This is a genomic window from Streptococcus sp. LYSM12 (assembly GCF_004569635.1).
Taxonomy (GTDB): Bacteria; Bacillota; Bacilli; order Lactobacillales; family Streptococcaceae; genus Streptococcus.
On record NZ_SPOZ01000001.1, the window covers coordinates 165,564 to 182,392 of the forward strand.

General features: G+C 39.5%; 14 protein-coding genes. 8 read left to right on the forward strand and 6 right to left on the reverse strand.

Translation table 11 applies throughout. The features are described from left to right. Positions 1–18 precede the first annotated feature (18 nt). The 6 genes from E4T79_RS00645 to E4T79_RS00670 all read left to right on the forward strand — a co-directional run bounded on the left by E4T79_RS00645 (position 19) and on the right by E4T79_RS00670 (position 8,318). The gene (locus tag E4T79_RS00645; protein WP_135026811.1) at positions 19–771 is read left to right on the forward strand and encodes an ABC transporter ATP-binding protein; all 753 of its coding nucleotides are present in this window, start codon (positions 19–21) and stop codon (positions 769–771) included. 3 nt (positions 772–774) lie between these two features. Next, the gene (locus E4T79_RS00650) at positions 775–2,748 is read left to right on the forward strand and encodes an ABC transporter permease (protein WP_135026812.1); all 1,974 of its coding nucleotides are present in this window, start codon (positions 775–777) and stop codon (positions 2,746–2,748) included. A 783-nt stretch (positions 2,749–3,531) separates the two neighbouring features. Continuing rightward, on the forward strand, positions 3,532–4,197 hold the full coding sequence (locus tag E4T79_RS00655) for a response regulator transcription factor (protein WP_135026813.1): 666 nt from the start codon (positions 3,532–3,534) through the stop codon (positions 4,195–4,197). Beyond that, a complete protein-coding gene (locus tag E4T79_RS00660) occupies positions 4,194–5,144 on the forward strand; it encodes a sensor histidine kinase (RefSeq protein ID WP_135026814.1) in 951 nt (316 codons plus the stop codon). Before E4T79_RS00655 ends, E4T79_RS00660 begins: the two co-directional genes overlap by 4 nt. Before the next feature lie 254 nt (positions 5,145–5,398). Then, the gene (locus E4T79_RS00665) at positions 5,399–6,913 is read left to right on the forward strand and encodes a phosphomannomutase/phosphoglucomutase (RefSeq protein ID WP_135026815.1); all 1,515 of its coding nucleotides are present in this window, start codon (positions 5,399–5,401) and stop codon (positions 6,911–6,913) included. 553 nt (positions 6,914–7,466) lie between these two features. Continuing rightward, a complete protein-coding gene (locus tag E4T79_RS00670) occupies positions 7,467–8,318 on the forward strand; it encodes a cation diffusion facilitator family transporter (RefSeq protein WP_135026816.1) in 852 nt (283 codons plus the stop codon). Positions 8,319–8,494: 176 nt separating this feature from the next. Here the strand turns inward: E4T79_RS00670 and xerS are convergent, their stop codons facing one another. The 4 genes from xerS to E4T79_RS00690 all read right to left on the reverse strand — a co-directional run bounded on the left by xerS (position 8,495) and on the right by E4T79_RS00690 (position 13,254). Next, positions 8,495–9,565 (reverse strand): tyrosine recombinase XerS, encoded by a 1,071-nt coding sequence (gene xerS / locus E4T79_RS00675; RefSeq protein ID WP_135026817.1) that lies wholly within the window; start codon positions 9,563–9,565, stop codon positions 8,495–8,497. A gap of 562 nt (positions 9,566–10,127) precedes the next feature. Next, the gene (gene ffh / locus E4T79_RS00680; RefSeq protein WP_135026818.1) at positions 10,128–11,681 is read right to left on the reverse strand and encodes a signal recognition particle protein; all 1,554 of its coding nucleotides are present in this window, start codon (positions 11,679–11,681) and stop codon (positions 10,128–10,130) included. A 12-nt stretch (positions 11,682–11,693) separates the two neighbouring features. Beyond that, positions 11,694–12,026, reverse strand: coding sequence for a putative DNA-binding protein (locus tag E4T79_RS00685; protein WP_135026826.1), 333 nt, complete (start codon positions 12,024–12,026; stop codon positions 11,694–11,696). Positions 12,027–12,555: 529 nt separating this feature from the next. Next, positions 12,556–13,254, reverse strand: a complete 699-nt coding sequence (locus E4T79_RS00690) for a GntR family transcriptional regulator (protein ID WP_135026819.1) — start codon at positions 13,252–13,254, stop codon at positions 12,556–12,558. Between the two features lie 134 nt (positions 13,255–13,388). Here E4T79_RS00690 and guaA point away from each other — a divergent pair, with 134 nt between their 5' ends. Beyond that, entirely contained in the window at positions 13,389–14,936 is a 1,548-nt protein-coding gene (guaA, locus tag E4T79_RS00695) for a glutamine-hydrolyzing GMP synthase (RefSeq protein WP_135026820.1), read from the forward strand. A gap of 663 nt (positions 14,937–15,599) precedes the next feature. Here guaA and E4T79_RS00700 read toward each other — a convergent pair. After that, the gene (locus E4T79_RS00700; protein ID WP_135026821.1) at positions 15,600–15,839 is read right to left on the reverse strand and encodes a hypothetical protein; all 240 of its coding nucleotides are present in this window, start codon (positions 15,837–15,839) and stop codon (positions 15,600–15,602) included. A gap of 197 nt (positions 15,840–16,036) precedes the next feature. On the opposite strand from E4T79_RS00700, the gene E4T79_RS00705 reads away from it, so the two are divergent. Next, positions 16,037–16,489, forward strand: coding sequence for a helix-turn-helix domain-containing protein (locus E4T79_RS00705; protein WP_228063740.1), 453 nt, complete (start codon positions 16,037–16,039; stop codon positions 16,487–16,489). 185 nt (positions 16,490–16,674) lie between these two features. On the opposite strand, the gene E4T79_RS00710 is transcribed toward E4T79_RS00705, so the two are convergent. Further along, on the reverse strand, positions 16,675–16,829 hold a 155-nt coding region (locus tag E4T79_RS00710; RefSeq protein WP_194183744.1), incomplete at its 5' end, for a transposase.

A 16,829-nucleotide genomic window follows, 5' to 3' on the forward strand; every position in this document is an offset into this window, starting at 1 on the left:
AGATAAAAGGAGTCTTCTATGTTTTTAGAAATCAATCATTTAGAAAAAGTATACCGTACCCGCTTTTCAAAAGAAGAAACCCGCGCCTTACAAGATGTGGATTTCAAAGTTGAAAAGGGAGAATTTATCGCTATTATGGGGGAAAGTGGTTCAGGAAAGACAACCCTCCTCAACATCTTAGCAACCCTAGACAAGCCGAGTAACGGAAATGTCATTCTCAATCATCATGATATTACCACGATCAAAGAGAGCCAGCTAGCTGATTTCCGCTTGCGCAATCTGGGTTTCGTTTTCCAAGACTTTAACTTACTGGATAGCCTATCTATCCGCGATAATATTTTTCTGCCGCTGGTTTTAGCACGCCGGCCTTACAGCGAAATGGAAGAACGTTTGATGCAACTCGCTCCTCAGTTGCGAATTACTGAATTGCTCAACAAACGTCCATTTGAACTTTCTGGCGGACAGAAGCAGCGGGTAGCTATTGCGCGTAGTCTAATCGCCCAGCCTCAATTAATTCTGGCAGATGAGCCCACAGCAGCCCTTGATTATCGTAATTCTGAAGATTTATTGAATCTCTTTGAGGACATCAATGCAGACGGTCAAACCATTCTCATGGTGACCCACTCAGCCAATGCTGCAAGCCATGCTAGTCGAGTTCTTTTTATCAAGGATGGCCGCATTTTCCACCAACTCTATAAGGCTAACAAGCCCAGCGCTGAGTTTGCTAAAGAAATTTCACTCAGCATGTCTGCGCTCCTAGGAGGTGAATAACTCATGTTCTATCTCAAATTAGCCTACGGAAATATCCGAAAATCTCCCCAAACCTTTGCCCCTTTTATCCTAGCCAGTTTGGTGCTTTTTGTCCTAAACTGCTCAACCTTACTACTTATTTTCAGTCCCGTAACTCAAAGCATGAAAACAGGAGCCTTGGCACTTGGTTTAGGAACTGTGGTGCTGACGATTTTCTCAGTCATCATGGAAATCTACAGCTTCAATTTCTTGATGAAGCAACGTGCTAGAGAATTTGGTCTCTACAACATGCTGGGGATGAACAAGAAACAACTGGCCTTTGTTGCAACACTGGAATTAGTGATGGTATTTGGCCTGGTCGTGCTCCTAGGTAGTATCTTGAGTGCTAGTTTTTCAAATGTTCTCTATTTAATTTTTGTCAATCTAGTACAGGGAACGGATCTACATTTTGAGATTTCATTTGTAGCCTTTATCTCCAATATCGTGATTTTTGCAGGGATCTTCTTCCTTTTGGAATTACTGGCCATTCATAAGGTTGGATTTTCCTCTCCACTCATTTTATTTAGAAGTAAGGAAGAAGGAGAAAGGGAACCAAAAGGTAACATCGTTCTCGCCATATCAGGTCTTATCTGTCTTAGTATCGGATATTATTTATCTATTTCATCGAGTCAAATAAGTGCCGTTGTCGTTCTCTATCGTTTCTTCATTGCCGTTTTATTCGTCATTATAGGAACCTATCTCTTTTACATTAGTTTCATGGCTTGGTACTTGAAATTTCGGCGCAAGCAGAAGAAGTATTTCTATACACCTGAGCATTTTATTTCAACATCGCAAATGATTTTTCGAATGAAGCAGCATGCAACAGGACTTGCCAATATTACTCTTCTTGCGGTTATGACCTTTGTCACCATTGCAACGACTACATCACTCTATTCTAATACCATAAATGTATTAGATAAATTGTATCCTAAACAGAGTTCTATTGAACTTTTTGTAGACAATCGAGCGGAAGGAGATACTTACTTACAAGACAAGATATTAGATCAGTATCCTAGTCAGAAAGGGAAGCAATTAACGTATTTCACATTAACAAATACCATTGAATATGATAACAGCGAAACGCTTCATATCTCAAAAGAAAGTATTCAACATCCGCGAGTTGAGCTGTTTTACTCCGCCTATTTCATCACACAAGATGATTTTAGACATTTAGGCAATACCTTGCCAGAATTAAAAGAGAACCAGATTGCTTTCTTTAGCCCAAATAGCCATTCAGATTTAAAACAGTTGATTTTAGAAGATAGAATCTTTGAAAATGTTTCAGAGATTAAAAATGCACATTTTCCTGATATACTCAATACCTATAATCCTATTTTGATTGTTGTTAACAATGAGAGCGTGCTGCAAGAATTTAAAAATGTATTCGCACGCTATTCAACGAATGGTAGCGAGAACTTTTTCAGATATCGTGCTTTTCTTGATTTAACGGATGCAGAAGCAAAGAGCCTTGGTCAAGAGGCAGGAGATGTCATCGAATTAGCTCATCAAAATGGAGAAGCAGTGGGGACGATTCTGCAAAAATCGACCTTTAGCAATCTAATGTTAGGCTTCGTTAGTGGTTTTCTCTTTACAGGCTTCCTACTTGGCATTAGCTTCTTGCTGGGAGCTGCCTTAATTATTTACTACAAGCAGTATTCAGAAGGACACGAGGATAAGAAATCCTATAAAATTCTCCAAGAAGTGGGAATGAGCCAAGATGCTGTCAAAAAAACGATCAATTCTCAGATTTTACTTGTCTTCTTTATGCCACTGGCTATGGCTATTCTCCACTTTATAGTATCCCTTGTTATGCTCAAACAAATGCTCAGCATGTTTGGAGTAACATCACACGCCATCATTTATACCGTAAGTGGTATTACTATTGCGATTATCTGTATCATTTATTTCAGTATTTACAAATGGACAAGCAGGACTTACTATCGAATTATCGAAAGATAATACTCGTCAAAAATCAGCTTATCCCGTTGTTGTTTCACCTTGCACCAAGATACAGAACGCAAAGTGAGCAAGGTGAAATGGGTGACCGACGAGCTAGCTAGGTTCGTCACAAATGAGATACCGAAAAGAACCAGCTAGCTATCAGCTGGCAATCGAAACGATTGACTTGTAACCAATGGAGATTAGTATCTAAAGCTAGAACATCTGCAGTCCCCTAAAGGGCACGAATCCGCAAACAAACGTTGCAACGGCTTCGGATATTTTTACACAGCTTTTAGTTCAAGTTCAGCTATAACAAGATATAAGAGCGTATAAAAACCTGTATGAAAATAGAAATCTTGACACGGTGCCAGGATACTAGAAAAGATTTTCTTTTTCACTAAGATGTTAGCTCGAGTTCAATTACACAAGATACAAAGTCTGTAAAAAAGAGGCTGGGACATAAGTCCCAGCTTTCTAACTTTGTTAGCCGAATGACGTTGACGCAGTGGTGGTGGATTGCTTCAATGGCTATCATGCCGTTGGAGCTAGGAAGTGGGAGTGAAACGGTCTGGGAATACCATTTCAGCCCTAAGCTAGAATGTAGGAAATAAGGTAAAAACCCAACTCTTTCTTAGGTGTTTTGAGTTCTTTCCCACTCCCGATGTAGAGGAAACTGGCTTCGTGCTCCTTATTCTCAACCTTTTACAATTCTCCCTTATGAAAGGCTAGTCGGATACTGATTTTTAGAGGGGTTCAGCTTAAAAGTGGCTTCGTAAGCCACTTTTTTGATACAATAAGAGTATGAAAAAAGAAAAAATTTATATCGTAGAAGATGATGAAACGATTGTCCAGCTATTGAGAAGCCATCTGAGCCAGCAATACCAGGTCAGAAGTATCAGCAATTTTCGGGCGGTTAGCCAAGAAATAGCAGAGTGGCAACCAGATGTAGTGCTCATGGATATTAGTCTACCGTATTTTAATGGTTTTTATTGGACAACCGAGATTCGCAAAAGCATGACCATGCCGATTATCTTTATTTCTAGTAGCGACGATGAGATGGACGCTGTTATGGCGATGAACATGGGCGGGGATGACTTTATTTCAAAACCCTTTTCTTTAGCTCTTTTAGATGCTAAAATTGCAGCTTTCTTGCGCCGTATCCAACAATTTACCCAGGTCCCGCAACTGACCCTCGATGACTATCATCTATCTGTAGACGGGCGCTTTAGCTGTGGTACTCATTCCATTCAACTATCCCCTACAGAAACCAAGATTTTAATCACCCTGATGCAGAACCAAGGACAGGTCGTAACCAAGGAAAAATTGTTAGAACAGCTCTGGGAAAATGAAGAATTTATTGACCAAAATACCTTGAATGTTAATATGACTCGCTTGCGCAAAAAGGTCCATGAGTTAGGTTTTGAGCGCATTCATACTATTCGAGGAGTGGGGTATATCGTCCAATGATTTTAATGTTTTTCAAAGAATACCGTGGCTGGTATCTGCTTTATCTCCTTATCGGGATTGGCCTATTGGGCATGTTTGCCCTCTATCGGTTGCCATTTGATTTTATCCTCCAAAGTCTCTTTTTTACCAGTAGTCTGTTAGCCATTTGGAGTGTTGTTTTTTTTATCAGCTTCCAACGCAAGCAACGCATACTAGAAACAAATCATTATGAGGAAAATTTGCCCGCCTTGCATCTCCCGTCTGATCTAGCTTATCTGAAGTTAATAGCACAAGAAAAAGCAGTAGCGAAGAAAAAAATTCTTGCCTATAAATCTCGAGAAAATGAGATGGAATCACTAGTGAAAATCTGGTCTCACCAGATGAAAGTGCCCTTGGCAGCCCTATCTCTCATGAGCCAGACCAATCAACTCAATCAGACCGAGGTCAATCATCACTTACTCCGCCTTGATAATTATATGGCCAATCTTTTAAATTATATGAAGTTATCCAATCAAGTGAGTGATTTTCGTTTTGAAATGCTTGAGGTTAAGGAGCTAGTCATCGCATTGGTTAAAAAATACCGCAGCCAATTTCTCCAAAAAGAAATGACTGTAGAAGTAGTAGGAAGTTGGCAGATTAGAAGCGACCGCAAATGGTTGACATTTGCATTGTCACAAGTAATAGATAACGCTGTAAAATACAGCCCAAGTGGCTCTACCGTGGCCATTCATCTGGAAAACGGAATCACTATTTCTGATCAAGGAATTGGAATTTTACCAGAAGATATTCCACGGTTATTTGAAGAAGGTTTCACAGGTTACAATGGTCGTGAGCATCAGAAAGCTAGTGGTTTTGGCCTCTACTTAACCAAACGTGTCTTGACACAATTAGAATTGACGATTCAGGTGACAAGCCAAATCGATCATGGAACGCAGGTACGCATCTGGCAAGAAAAAAATAAGAAATGAAAAGAATGTACCCTAACATCATGAAAACCTCAAAGGTAGATGAGTTAGTTTACATAATGATAATTATGTAAACTAACATATAACTGACTATTGATTTTTTCAAAACCTAAACTTAATTGCAAAGAAACTCTGAGGGAAACATCCTCATTCACTTCACTAGATTCCCTACCTAAAAACGACCAAAAAGAGAAACTATTTGGTATAAACTTGAAAACGGTTTAAAAGATGTTATACTAGAAGTAATAAAGGAGGAAATTATGTCACATCATGTTTTGCAAAATGGTTCGGATATTCGTGGGATTGCGATTGCGACGGATGAATTAGCAGTTAATTTGACGCCAGAAGCTATCACTAAAATCGTACGTGGCTTGGTTTACTGGCTCTGTCAAGATGATCGCCTAAAAGAGATTTATCAGGCAGGTAAACTTACCATCGGAATCGGTCGAGATAGTCGTCTCAGCGGTCCTAGTCTGGTGGGGGCCTTTACAGCAGAAGCCGTCCGACTAGGGGTACAGGTAATTGATTTTGGGCTAGCAACGACCCCAGCCCTCTTTATGAGTACCCAATATGAGAAATTTGCCTGTCATGCTGGTGTTATGGTGACGGCTAGCCACCTTCCTTATTACTTCAATGGGATTAAAATTTTCAGCCAAAAAGGAGGGGCAGAACAGGAAGATATTGCTTTCATTCTGAAAAATGATCAAGATTTGGCAGAACAGCCTGGTGGAACCGTTCAAACAGCGGATTTGTTGACACCTTATGCTGCAGATTTGGTTGGAAAAATTCGTCAAGCAAACCAAGGTAAAAAACAGCCACTTAAGGGCTTACATATCATTGTCGATGCAGGAAATGGGGCAGGAGGGTTCTTTGCCGAGAAGGTCCTACAAGCCTTAGGGGCTAATACAATGGGATCACAATTTTTGGATCCAGATGGTACTTTTCCAAATCATATTCCAAACCCTGACAATAAAGAGGCCATGGCGAGCATCCAAGCTGCAGTCTTAGAGCATAGGGCAGATTTAGGGATTATCTTTGATACCGATGTCGACCGTGCTGCCTTGGTTACCAAGTCAGGTGAGATGTTAAACCGCAACAACTTGATTGCTGTCCTAAGTCAGATCATTTTGCAGGAACACCCTGGAACTAGCATTGTGACCAATTCACCAACTTCTGAGCATTTGAAACGGTTTATTGAAGCACTAGGTGGCAAGCAAATTCGCTATATCTCAGGCTATCGCAATGTGATTAACAAGGCGATTGCTACCAATAAAGCAGGTATTGATTGCCAGCTAGCTATTGAAACTTCAGGGCATGCTGCTTTTAAGGAGAATTACTTCCTTGATGACGGAACCTACGTCGCAGCAAAAGTTCTCATGCTCTTGCCCCGGCTCCAAGCTGAAGGAACTAGCTTGGAAGATTTAATTTCTCAGTTGAAACAACCTATAGAAACACAGGAAGTACGCTTCAAACTAGAAACCAAAGATTATCGAGCACTTGGTGAGCAAGTCATTGCAGATTTGCGGACTCAATCGATCCAAGGCTTCCAGATGAATCCTGAAAATGAAGAAGGAGTACGCTTTGATGTGACTGCTCCTTACGGAGAAGGCTGGTTCTTATTGAGAATGAGCCTCCATGAACCTCTCCTAGTCCTTCAAGTGGAAAATGATCAACCAGGCTACATCCTGCCAATCCTCAAACGTCTATCTGAATACTTATCCGCCTATCCTCAAGTCAATCAAGAGGGGATGAAAGTGATTATTGGAAAATAATCTCTACTCTGCCAATCCAACCTTTGATGTGCTTTCAAAATTAAAGTTTGGAAAGCTCTAGCTAGAACGATAAGAGAATGAAAGAGCGAACAAGAGGAGTAGTGAGTATAAGCAAACTCTCTCATAGCTATAGTCATTTCGTCTATCTTTTATTACTTCGTTAACTCGCTTTGCCGTACTCCAGTACAGCCTGCAGCTCGTTGCCTAGTACTAAAAGTAAACGAAAAGACTATAGCTGGGTGTGCTACACTATCATGAAAAATAAAATCACTCAAAAAGAAGCTGAGACTTTTATCTCAGCTTCTTTTTGAGAAAGTTGTTTGACACTAATAGTAGCATTTTCATACATTTTAAGCAATTTGTTCAGAATAAAACAATTTATACGAAGTGCTTCTAGTTTTCTAGTTCTAAATACAGCATAATGGAATTAGTAATATAGTCATTCGTTTATCTTTTATTACTTCGTTAACTCGCTTTGCAGTACTCTAGTACAGCCTGCAACTCGTTGTCTAGTACTAAAAGCAAACGAAAAGACTATAAAAGGAGCAAAAATATGTCATCAAGTAAAAAAATTTTTATAGCATTTATTCTCAATCTCACTTTTTCAATGGTTGAATTTATTTTTGGCATCCTCTTTCATTCAAGTGCAATTCTAGCAGATGCCGTCCATGATTTTGGAGATGCACTAGCTATCGGTAGTTCTGCTATGATGCAACAATATGCCAATAAACCCGCTAATAGTCGCTATCCATTTGGTTATAAACGTTGGAACATTTTGGCTGCCATGTTAACTTCATCTATTCTCATCCTTGGTTCGCTGTTCATTGTCCTGGAGAATATTCCAAATCTTTTAAATCCTCAACCTGTCAATCAAGAGGGGATGTTCATTTTAGGAATTGTAGCAGTGATGATGAACCTTTTAGCAGCTCATGTTATAAAAGATGGTCATAGTCATAACGAGTCTATTCTTAGCCTGCATTTTTTAGAAGATATTCTAGGTTGGATAGCAGTCATCCTTGTATCCATTATCCTCCAATTTTCTGAATGGTACATCCTTGATCCACTCTTATCGCTTGGAATCTCCATTTTTATACTTAGTAAGGCGCTACCAAAAGCCTGGAATCATTTGCAGATACTTTTAGAAGCAGCTCCTGCAGCTATAAATGTAGAGGAAATAAGGAGTGCCTTGTTAGATATTGAGGGAATAGAAAAGATAGAAGAGCTAAAAATATGGACACTAGATGGATTTGAACATTGTGGAACTGCAATTTTAACTGTATCTTCTAGCGAAAAACAGCAATTTATCAAGGAAAAAGTTCGTTGGTTATTCTATAACCATGCTATTGGACAGGTAACGATAGAAATATTAGAGGCTTCCCAAAGCTCTAGTAGTAGAAGTAGCTAGAAATACTGAAAAATTCCCTCAGCAAATCTGGGATATATATTATTCTGTATTAATAACGAGTAAAGCCTATATTTTAATGCAAACTAGCATTGAGCAATCCCCAATATCATACTATACTAAGGCAGGGGGAGCTTAAAACCATTCATTGTGATTGTCGCTGTCTTTGACCAGGCTTTCTAGAGTTTACCTAAAGCATTTTTTTGCTCATCGTTAACGATATGAGTATAGAGATCAGTTACCTGTGTATTCGCATGTCCCAGTTGGTGACTGACTAGGACTTGAGATTTAGTCGCATCATAAAGACGTGTTGCAAGCGTGTGTCGCAATTTGTGTGGTGTTACACGGATCTTAAAATCAGCCGAATATTTGGCTACCATTTTTTCAATGCTAGACGCATCCATGCGGTTGGGTAAGCCACGGTATTCTGATAGGAAGAAAGCAATGTCCGTCTTTTCAGCCTTGTAGCGTTGCTGACGGATAGCAAGATAGTTCTCTAAGTATGGCTTAGCAAAGCCTGCTACATTGACTGAATCACGTTTTCCTCCTTTTCGTGTGACTTCAATGAGCATCAATTTTAAATTGACATCAGCTAAATTGAGATTGACTGCTTCTGAAAGCCGCACACCCGAGGCAAGCAGAAGTGCCAAAATCGCCAAATCCCTCTCCTTATTTTTCTGGAAAGATGAAAGAGCCCGCTTGGACAACTTAACCTGATATTGGCTATCCACATAGTCCAAAAACTCCATTGTTTCATCGCCTAAAAAAAGCTTTTGCTTGATGTTTTCAGCCCGAGCAGCAAGGGTTTCCTTTTTTTTCTTGGTCGATACCTTTTTCATAACATTTCGATAAAAATAGGGCTCTCCCTGCTCATTTTCAACTTCCTCTGTCAAATATTTATAAAGGCTTGACAGAGCAGATAAGGTCCTATTGATTGTCGTCTGTGAAACCCCGTTTTGGGTAGTATTAGCATTCAACAAGGGCCTTTCTCGTAGATACAAGATAAAAGATTCCATGTCTTTTTTAGTCAAATGCTCCAGAGTATCTAAGGAAATCTCTGAAATATGCGATACAGATACCAAGTCAGTTTCTATCAACCATTCAAAAAATCTCCGATATTCTTTCAAATATTCATACAAGGTGGTGAAACTGTAAGGTACAGCCAGCTTGGACTGGTAGTAGTCAAGAACATACCAAGGCATGATCTCTTTTAGTTGCTCAATTTTTTCAAGTAACAATTCCCGACGCATGATTTCCTCCAAATGTTTTCTTATCTCTTCTAGTATAGCAGAAAGGTTTATATATTTCAAGAAAATTATAGTTTTTCGGAAAGATGTTTGGGAAAGAAATCTATTCTATAATGAAAGATTGCTAAATAGACCTGTTATATGGAACTCCAATATTGGGCAATCTCTGTATCATCTGCTAAACATTCCAACATTCAGTTGCTTATAATTTTCTTTTCTATCCTCTTTTAATAGTTAGCTCAGAAAACACTTTACGTTTTACGTTACTGTTTTTATTTTACATAATATATGTTACGTAAAATATTCCTTCGTTGATATTCTTTCTCTATCATCTCGAAACCAAATAACTTCCAGAAAGACTATCTTTTAGAACCTAATCACTCAGAAAACCAGCTTCGACCTTATTTGGTTTTCATTCTGAAATGGTGCGCCAATGTGAAGTATATCACCACCGACAGTCTTAAAAAGCAAAACTTATATTCTTTTATAAACTTTTATAAATAAGTATCATAATAAATAATAAAAAAGGTTGAAGAGAATTGTTCTTCAACCTGAGAAGAGAGAATTACTTTCTCTTCTTTTTCGCTTTCTTCATTTTATTCGCCATACGTTTCATGGATTGTTTCATAGCAAATTCTCCGATTTTGCCTTTCAAACCACCACCAAACATCTGATTCATATCTGGCATACCAGCACCACCAAGGGCTGATAAATCAGGCATACCACCTTGCCCCATCATACCGTCAAGAGCGGATAAATCCAGATTTTTAGGGAGATTATTAGGGTTAATTCCCATTTGCTTCATCATCTTATTCATGTCACCAGACATGACACCTTGCATCATAGCTTTGGCCTGATTAAAGTCCTTGATGAATTTATTAACTTCAATAAAGGTATTTCCAGAACCACTTGCAATCCGACGACGACGACTTGGGCTTAGCAAGTCAGGATTTTCACGTTCTGCCGGGGTCATCGATGACACAATAGCCCGTTTTCTAGCGATTTCACGCTCATCTACTTTCAGATTAGCAAGAGCTGGATTTCCTGCCATTCCTGGAATCATCTTAAGCAGATCTTCCATTGGTCCCATATTTTGGACTTGATCTAATTGATCAATAAAATCGTTGAAATCAAAGGTGTTTTCCCGCATTTTTTCTGCGAGTTCAAGAGATTTCTTCTCATCGTATTCTTGAGAAGCCTTTTCAATCAAGGTCAGCATATCACCCATACCGAGAATACGGCTAGACATCCGATCTGGATGAAAGGTTTCTATGTCTGTGATTTTCTCACCGGTACCTGTAAATTTGATTGGCTTGCCAGTGATATGACGCACAGAAAGCGCTGCACCACCACGGGTATCCCCGTCAATCTTAGTCAAGATTACCCCAGTCACTTCCAACTGGTTGTTAAACTCACGTGCGACATTTGCTGCTTCTTGACCAATCATCGCATCTACCACAAGAAGAACTTCATTAGGCTGGGCAAGCGCTTTGACATCGCGTAATTCATTCATCAGCACTTCATCAATTTGCAAACGCCCTGCTGTATCAATCAACACATAGTCATTATTATTTTGTTTGGCAATTTCAAGTCCTTGCTTGACAATCTCAACCGCTGGGACACCCGTTCCCAACTCAAATACTGGCACTTCAATCTGTTGTCCCAAGGTTTTTAACTGATCAATAGCGGCTGGACGGTAAATATCTGCTGCAATCAACAAAGGTCGGCCGTTTTCTTCTTTTTTAAGCTTATTTGCTAATTTTCCTGCAAAGGTCGTTTTACCCGCCCCTTGTAGACCCACCATCATGATAATCGTTGGAATCTTTGGTGACTTGATGAGTTCTGCTGTATCAGCCCCTAAAATCGCAGTCAATTCCTCATCGACAATCTTGATGATTTGTTGGGCAGGATTCAAGGTTTCAATCACTTCATGACCAACGGCACGCTCACGAACTTTCTTAATAAAGTCCTTCACAACTGGAAGTGCAACGTCCGCTTCAAGAAGAGCTAGACGGATTTCTTTGGTCACCTCCTGCACATCACTCTCGCTGATGTTACCCTTGCGACGTAAGTTTTTAAAGACATTTTGTAAACGTTCGGTTAAGCTTTCAAAAGCCATGGTATTCTCCTTTTATTCTCTATTATCAATGCTACTTAAAATGCTGATTTGTTCCTGCAAAAAGTCATCTGCCGGATAGCGTTCGCAGATTTTGTCAAAAATCTGACTCCGGACAATGTAGTCAGAATACATATGCAATTTCTTCTCGTAATCTTCTAAAATCTTCTCCGTCCGCTTAATATTGTCATAGACTGCTTGACGGCTGACCTGAAATTCTTCTGCAATCTCAGCTAGGCTATAATCATCGGCATAGTACAGTTCAATATAATTCATCTGTTTATCGGTTAAGAGTGCTGCGTAAAATTCAAACAAGGCATTCATTCGATTTGTTTTTTCAATTTCCATATCTTTCATTATACCAAATTTTTCCTGTAGGATAAAGCTATACTTAATGAAAAGACTATGACAAATACATGAAATTAAAATCTCCAAACCTCTATCATAAACATAAAGTAAACGTTTTAAACTCGTTCTTAAACTGGAAAGTGCTGTGCTATAGTTTTGAACTACTTATTTTTATAGCCATTTCGTTTATCTTTTATTACTTCGTTACCTCGCTTTTCCGTACTCCAGTACAGCCTGCAGCTCCTTGCCTAGTACCAAAAGTAAACGAAAAAACTATAATAACTACCCCCTCTATCCCTCATGGCATGCTTCAAAAAGAAAAGATTTACATAATAAATTTTATGTAAATCCAAAATCATATAGACAACGCTTCCATTTGTATGAAACAATCCTATATCATTGACCTACTCCTCTCAAAAAGTTGTTTATGCTCTTTCTCTGTGTTTTTTATTTTGAATGTCCTATAAAAAAAGGGAGAAAGAGGATAAAATGAACTTTTTCTTTTTTTACATAATAAATTTTATGTAAACTAATTATTTTCTAAATAAAATTCAAAACGTTCTCCTACATACTGGCTATTCACATACTCAAAAGGCTGGCCGTCTTCTAGGTAGGATACCTGACGTAAGGCTAAGATAGCCTGATTTTTAGCAATTTGTAAATGTTTTGCTACTTGCTCATTGGCCAAGCGGGCATAAATAGTCTGGTGACTTTTCCCGATACGATAACCGTTTTCTGTCAAGGTTTTAAAGAAATGATTGGTTACGTCGCTTTTTTTGACATTGTAAATCAAACGCTCAGGAATACTTGCAACTTCGTAGACAACTGGCATATTATCTGCAAAACGCACACGTTCCATGCGCACAACATACTCCCCAGCCTGTAAATTCAGCTGACTAACTTCCTTATCATTAGGCTTTGTTCGGATATAAGATAATAATTGACTGGACGGAGTTTTACCTTGAAGCTGAATAATATCCGTAAAAGACATCGTTCCACGCATTTTTTCTTGCACACGAGTGCTTGCTACATATGTCCCTGAACCGACTTTCCGCTGTAAAATCCCTTCTTCCACCAAGAGCGTAATTCCTTGGCGCAAGGTCATTCGCGACACTCCAAACGTGTCTGCCAAATCTCGCTCGCTAGGCAGACGCTCTCCAATTTTCCAGATTCCACGGTCAATTTCTTCTTTTAATTTATCATGAATGGCAAGATACGCAGCTTTCATAATCTCTCCCTCTTGTTTCTTTTTCTATTGTACCAAATTTCTATCTTTTTAACTATTGTTACTGCAAATTGTTCGTTTTTATGATAAAATAAGAAACATCATTTGATATTTTGATATGAAAGAAAGGAACTAACATGACAACCCAAGACGTCGAAAAAATCATTGTTCTAGACTACGGTAGCCAGTATAATCAGCTTATTTCCCGCCGTATTCGTGAGATTGGGGTATTTTCTGAACTCAAAAGCCATAAGATTTCAGCTGCTGAAGTTCGTGCTATCAATCCTGTTGGAATTATTCTCTCAGGTGGCCCAAATTCTGTTTATGAGGACGGCTCCTTTGATATTGACCAAGAGATTTTTGAGCTAGGCATTCCAATTTTAGGGATTTGCTACGGGATGCAGTTGATTACGCACAAACTGGGAGGAAAAGTGGTGCCTGCTGGTGATGCGGGAAACCGTGAGTACGGTCAATCTGAACTCACCCACACCACTTCTTCTCTCTTTGCAGGAACGCCTGATGAACAGCTTGTATTGATGAGCCATGGCGATGCGGTAACAGAAATTCCTAACAACTTTATCCGTACAGGAACCTCGGCAGATTGTCCTTACGCAGCCATTGAAAATCCTGACAAGAAGATTTACGGTATCCAATTCCACCCAGAAGTTCGTCACTCTGTTTATGGCAATGACATTTTACGCAACTTTGCGCTCACTATCTGTGGGGCTAAAGGCGACTGGTCAATGGATAACTTTATTGACATGCAGATTGCGAAAATCCGTGAAACAGTTGGGGATAAGAAAGTTCTTCTCGGACTTTCTGGTGGTGTTGATTCGTCCGTTGTAGGGGTTCTTCTCCAAAAAGCAATCGGAGACCAACTCATCTGTATCTTCGTAGATCATGGTCTTCTTCGTAAAGGCGAAGCTGATCAAGTCATGAGCATGTTGGGGGGCAAATTTGGCTTGAACATTGTCAAGGCAGATGCTGCCAAACGTTTTCTGGATAAATTAGCAGGTGTATCTGATCCTGAGCAAAAACGTAAAATTATTGGAAATGAATTTGTCTATGTTTTTGATGATGAAGCGAGCAAATTGACTGATGTCGAATTCCTTGCTCAAGGAACACTTTATACAGACGTTATCGAATCTGGAACAGATACTGCTCAGACCATTAAATCGCACCACAACGTGGGGGGATTACCAGAAGATATGCAGTTCAAATTGATTGAACCACTCAATACTCTTTACAAGGACGAAGTACGTGCCTTGGGGACAGAACTTGGCATGCCTGACGAAATCGTATGGCGTCAACCATTCCCAGGTCCAGGGCTTGCGATTCGGGTCATGGGTGAAATCACTGAAGAAAAATTGAAAACTGTCCGTGAATCTGATGCTATTCTTCGCGAAGAAATCGCTAAAGCAGGTCTTGATCGTGACATCTGGCAATATTTTACTGTCAATACAGGTGTCCGCTCTGTCGGCGTTATGGGAGATGGACGTACCTACGACTATACCATTGCCATTCGAGCTATCACTTCTATCGATGGTATGACTGCAGACTTCGCTAAAATTCCATGGGAGATCCTCCAAAAAATCTCCGTTCGCATTGTCAATGAAGTTGAACATGTCAACCGCATCGTCTATGATATCACCAGCAAACCACCCGCAACCGTTGAGTGGGAGTAAAATACTCCACTGGAGTATTTTAGCCCGAGCCTTGAAACTAGAAAGCGAGGTTACTCCAGTGGAGTATTTTAGCCCGAGCCTTGAAACTAGAAAGCGAGGTTACTCCAGTGGAGTATTTTAGCCCGAGCCTTGAAACTAGAAAGCGAGGTTACTCCAGTGGAGTATTTTAGCCCCGAGCCTTGAAACTAGAAAGCGAGGTTACTCCAGTGGAGTATTTTAGCCCCGAGCTTTGAAACTAGAAAGCGAGGTTACTCCAGGGAGTATGTTAAACTAAAAAAGAAGAAAAAAGCTCCTAACTATGACCAATAGTTGGGGGCTTTTTATCTTTCGTCCACTGTTAATGTATCTCCTATAAGTTTGTATTCTCTAACCTTGCTTTCTATCACTACTACTTTTCTATCATACAGCGCGCTACTTCTTTCATCGCATCAGGTCTTAAGTAGTAATAGGATAGGTGGCAATCCTTGTCTTGAGATTGGCACGTCCTAAGAGATGTTGCACTTCCACTTCTAAGTCCCTCATAATGTTACATGAGAGCATCTTAAGCCATGAATATGAGTATATTTCATCAGCAAAGTCAAATTATGATACAATCAATGCTCAGATGAAGCTCATCAAACTTTCAGAGTGAGGACAAAGCCTACTTCATAGAAGTCAGGCACTCTATTTCACTCCTTCTTCTGATAGGAATTCTTTTACTAACTCTGTTGCTTGCATAACAGCTTGGTAACGAGATTGGTGGAGATCAAGCTCCTCCTTGTCTAGTTCATTGTACATTTCGTTGGTCAGGAGAATTCTTTTCTTCAATTTTGGCGAATACATGATGTAACCAACCATTTCTAACTCTGTCAATTTTCCGATAATATCCGTCAATGTCTGAGGTTCTGTAGTGCAATGTTCCATCTTCTCTCTCCTTTTTTATATCCAATGCTATTTTGTACAAACTCTTCATCTGATTATAGGCAATTAGCCTGATTTATGGTAAAATAAACCTATAAACTTTAGATATAGTGCATACCAGCCGGTATATTTATATTATACTAATTGGTATGCTGTTTGTCAATGAAAATATACAATTATGAATAAAAACGGAGGCAATCATGGATATGAGTAAAAACCCCTTTCCTCAACGCCTAAAAGAGCTAAGAAAAAATGCCAAGCTAACACAACAGGAATTATCAAATGAGCTCAATATCAAACAAGGAACCTATTCACGTTGGGAACGTGGCTTGTTAGAGCCGAACCTCGCACAGATTACAGATTTAGCCATCTTCTTTCACGTAAGTGTCGACTACCTAACAGGAAAACGTGACAAAGAATATAGCACAATCTCAGACTTTAATCACGAGCCTATGTCTATAGAAGAAAGCAGTAAAATTGCTGACTACGTCATTTCAAGTATCTTTACAGCACTTTCTTCTGCCAAAGAAAGAGGCATTTCTGAAGCTACTATGGTGGCTCTGCTCTCTGAACTCGGCTTTGCCCAAGAAGCCCAGACAAAACTTATTAAACAACTCTATGAAACAGGTGCACTAAAGCAGACTGACGAATAAGAGGTTGGATATTCTCCAACCTCTTATTTAGTTGCTATTGATAGTTTTATAGTCTTTTCGTTTACTTTTAGTACTAGGCAAGGAACTGCAGGCTGTACTGGAGTACGGCAAAGCGAGGTAACGAAGTAATAAAAGATAAACGAAACAGCTATAAAGGTAAAAATCTATCTTTTTTTAAAATATAATCAACTGAAACAAGAACAGGACAAAAGTGCCTCAATGAAAGTATGGGCATTTGGCAATACTTTTCTGAGGTGTTTTTTGATGTGAGCCCATGTTTTCTCGATGGGATTGTACTCAGGTGAGTACGGAGGAAGTGGTAAAATTCTATGCCCCTGCT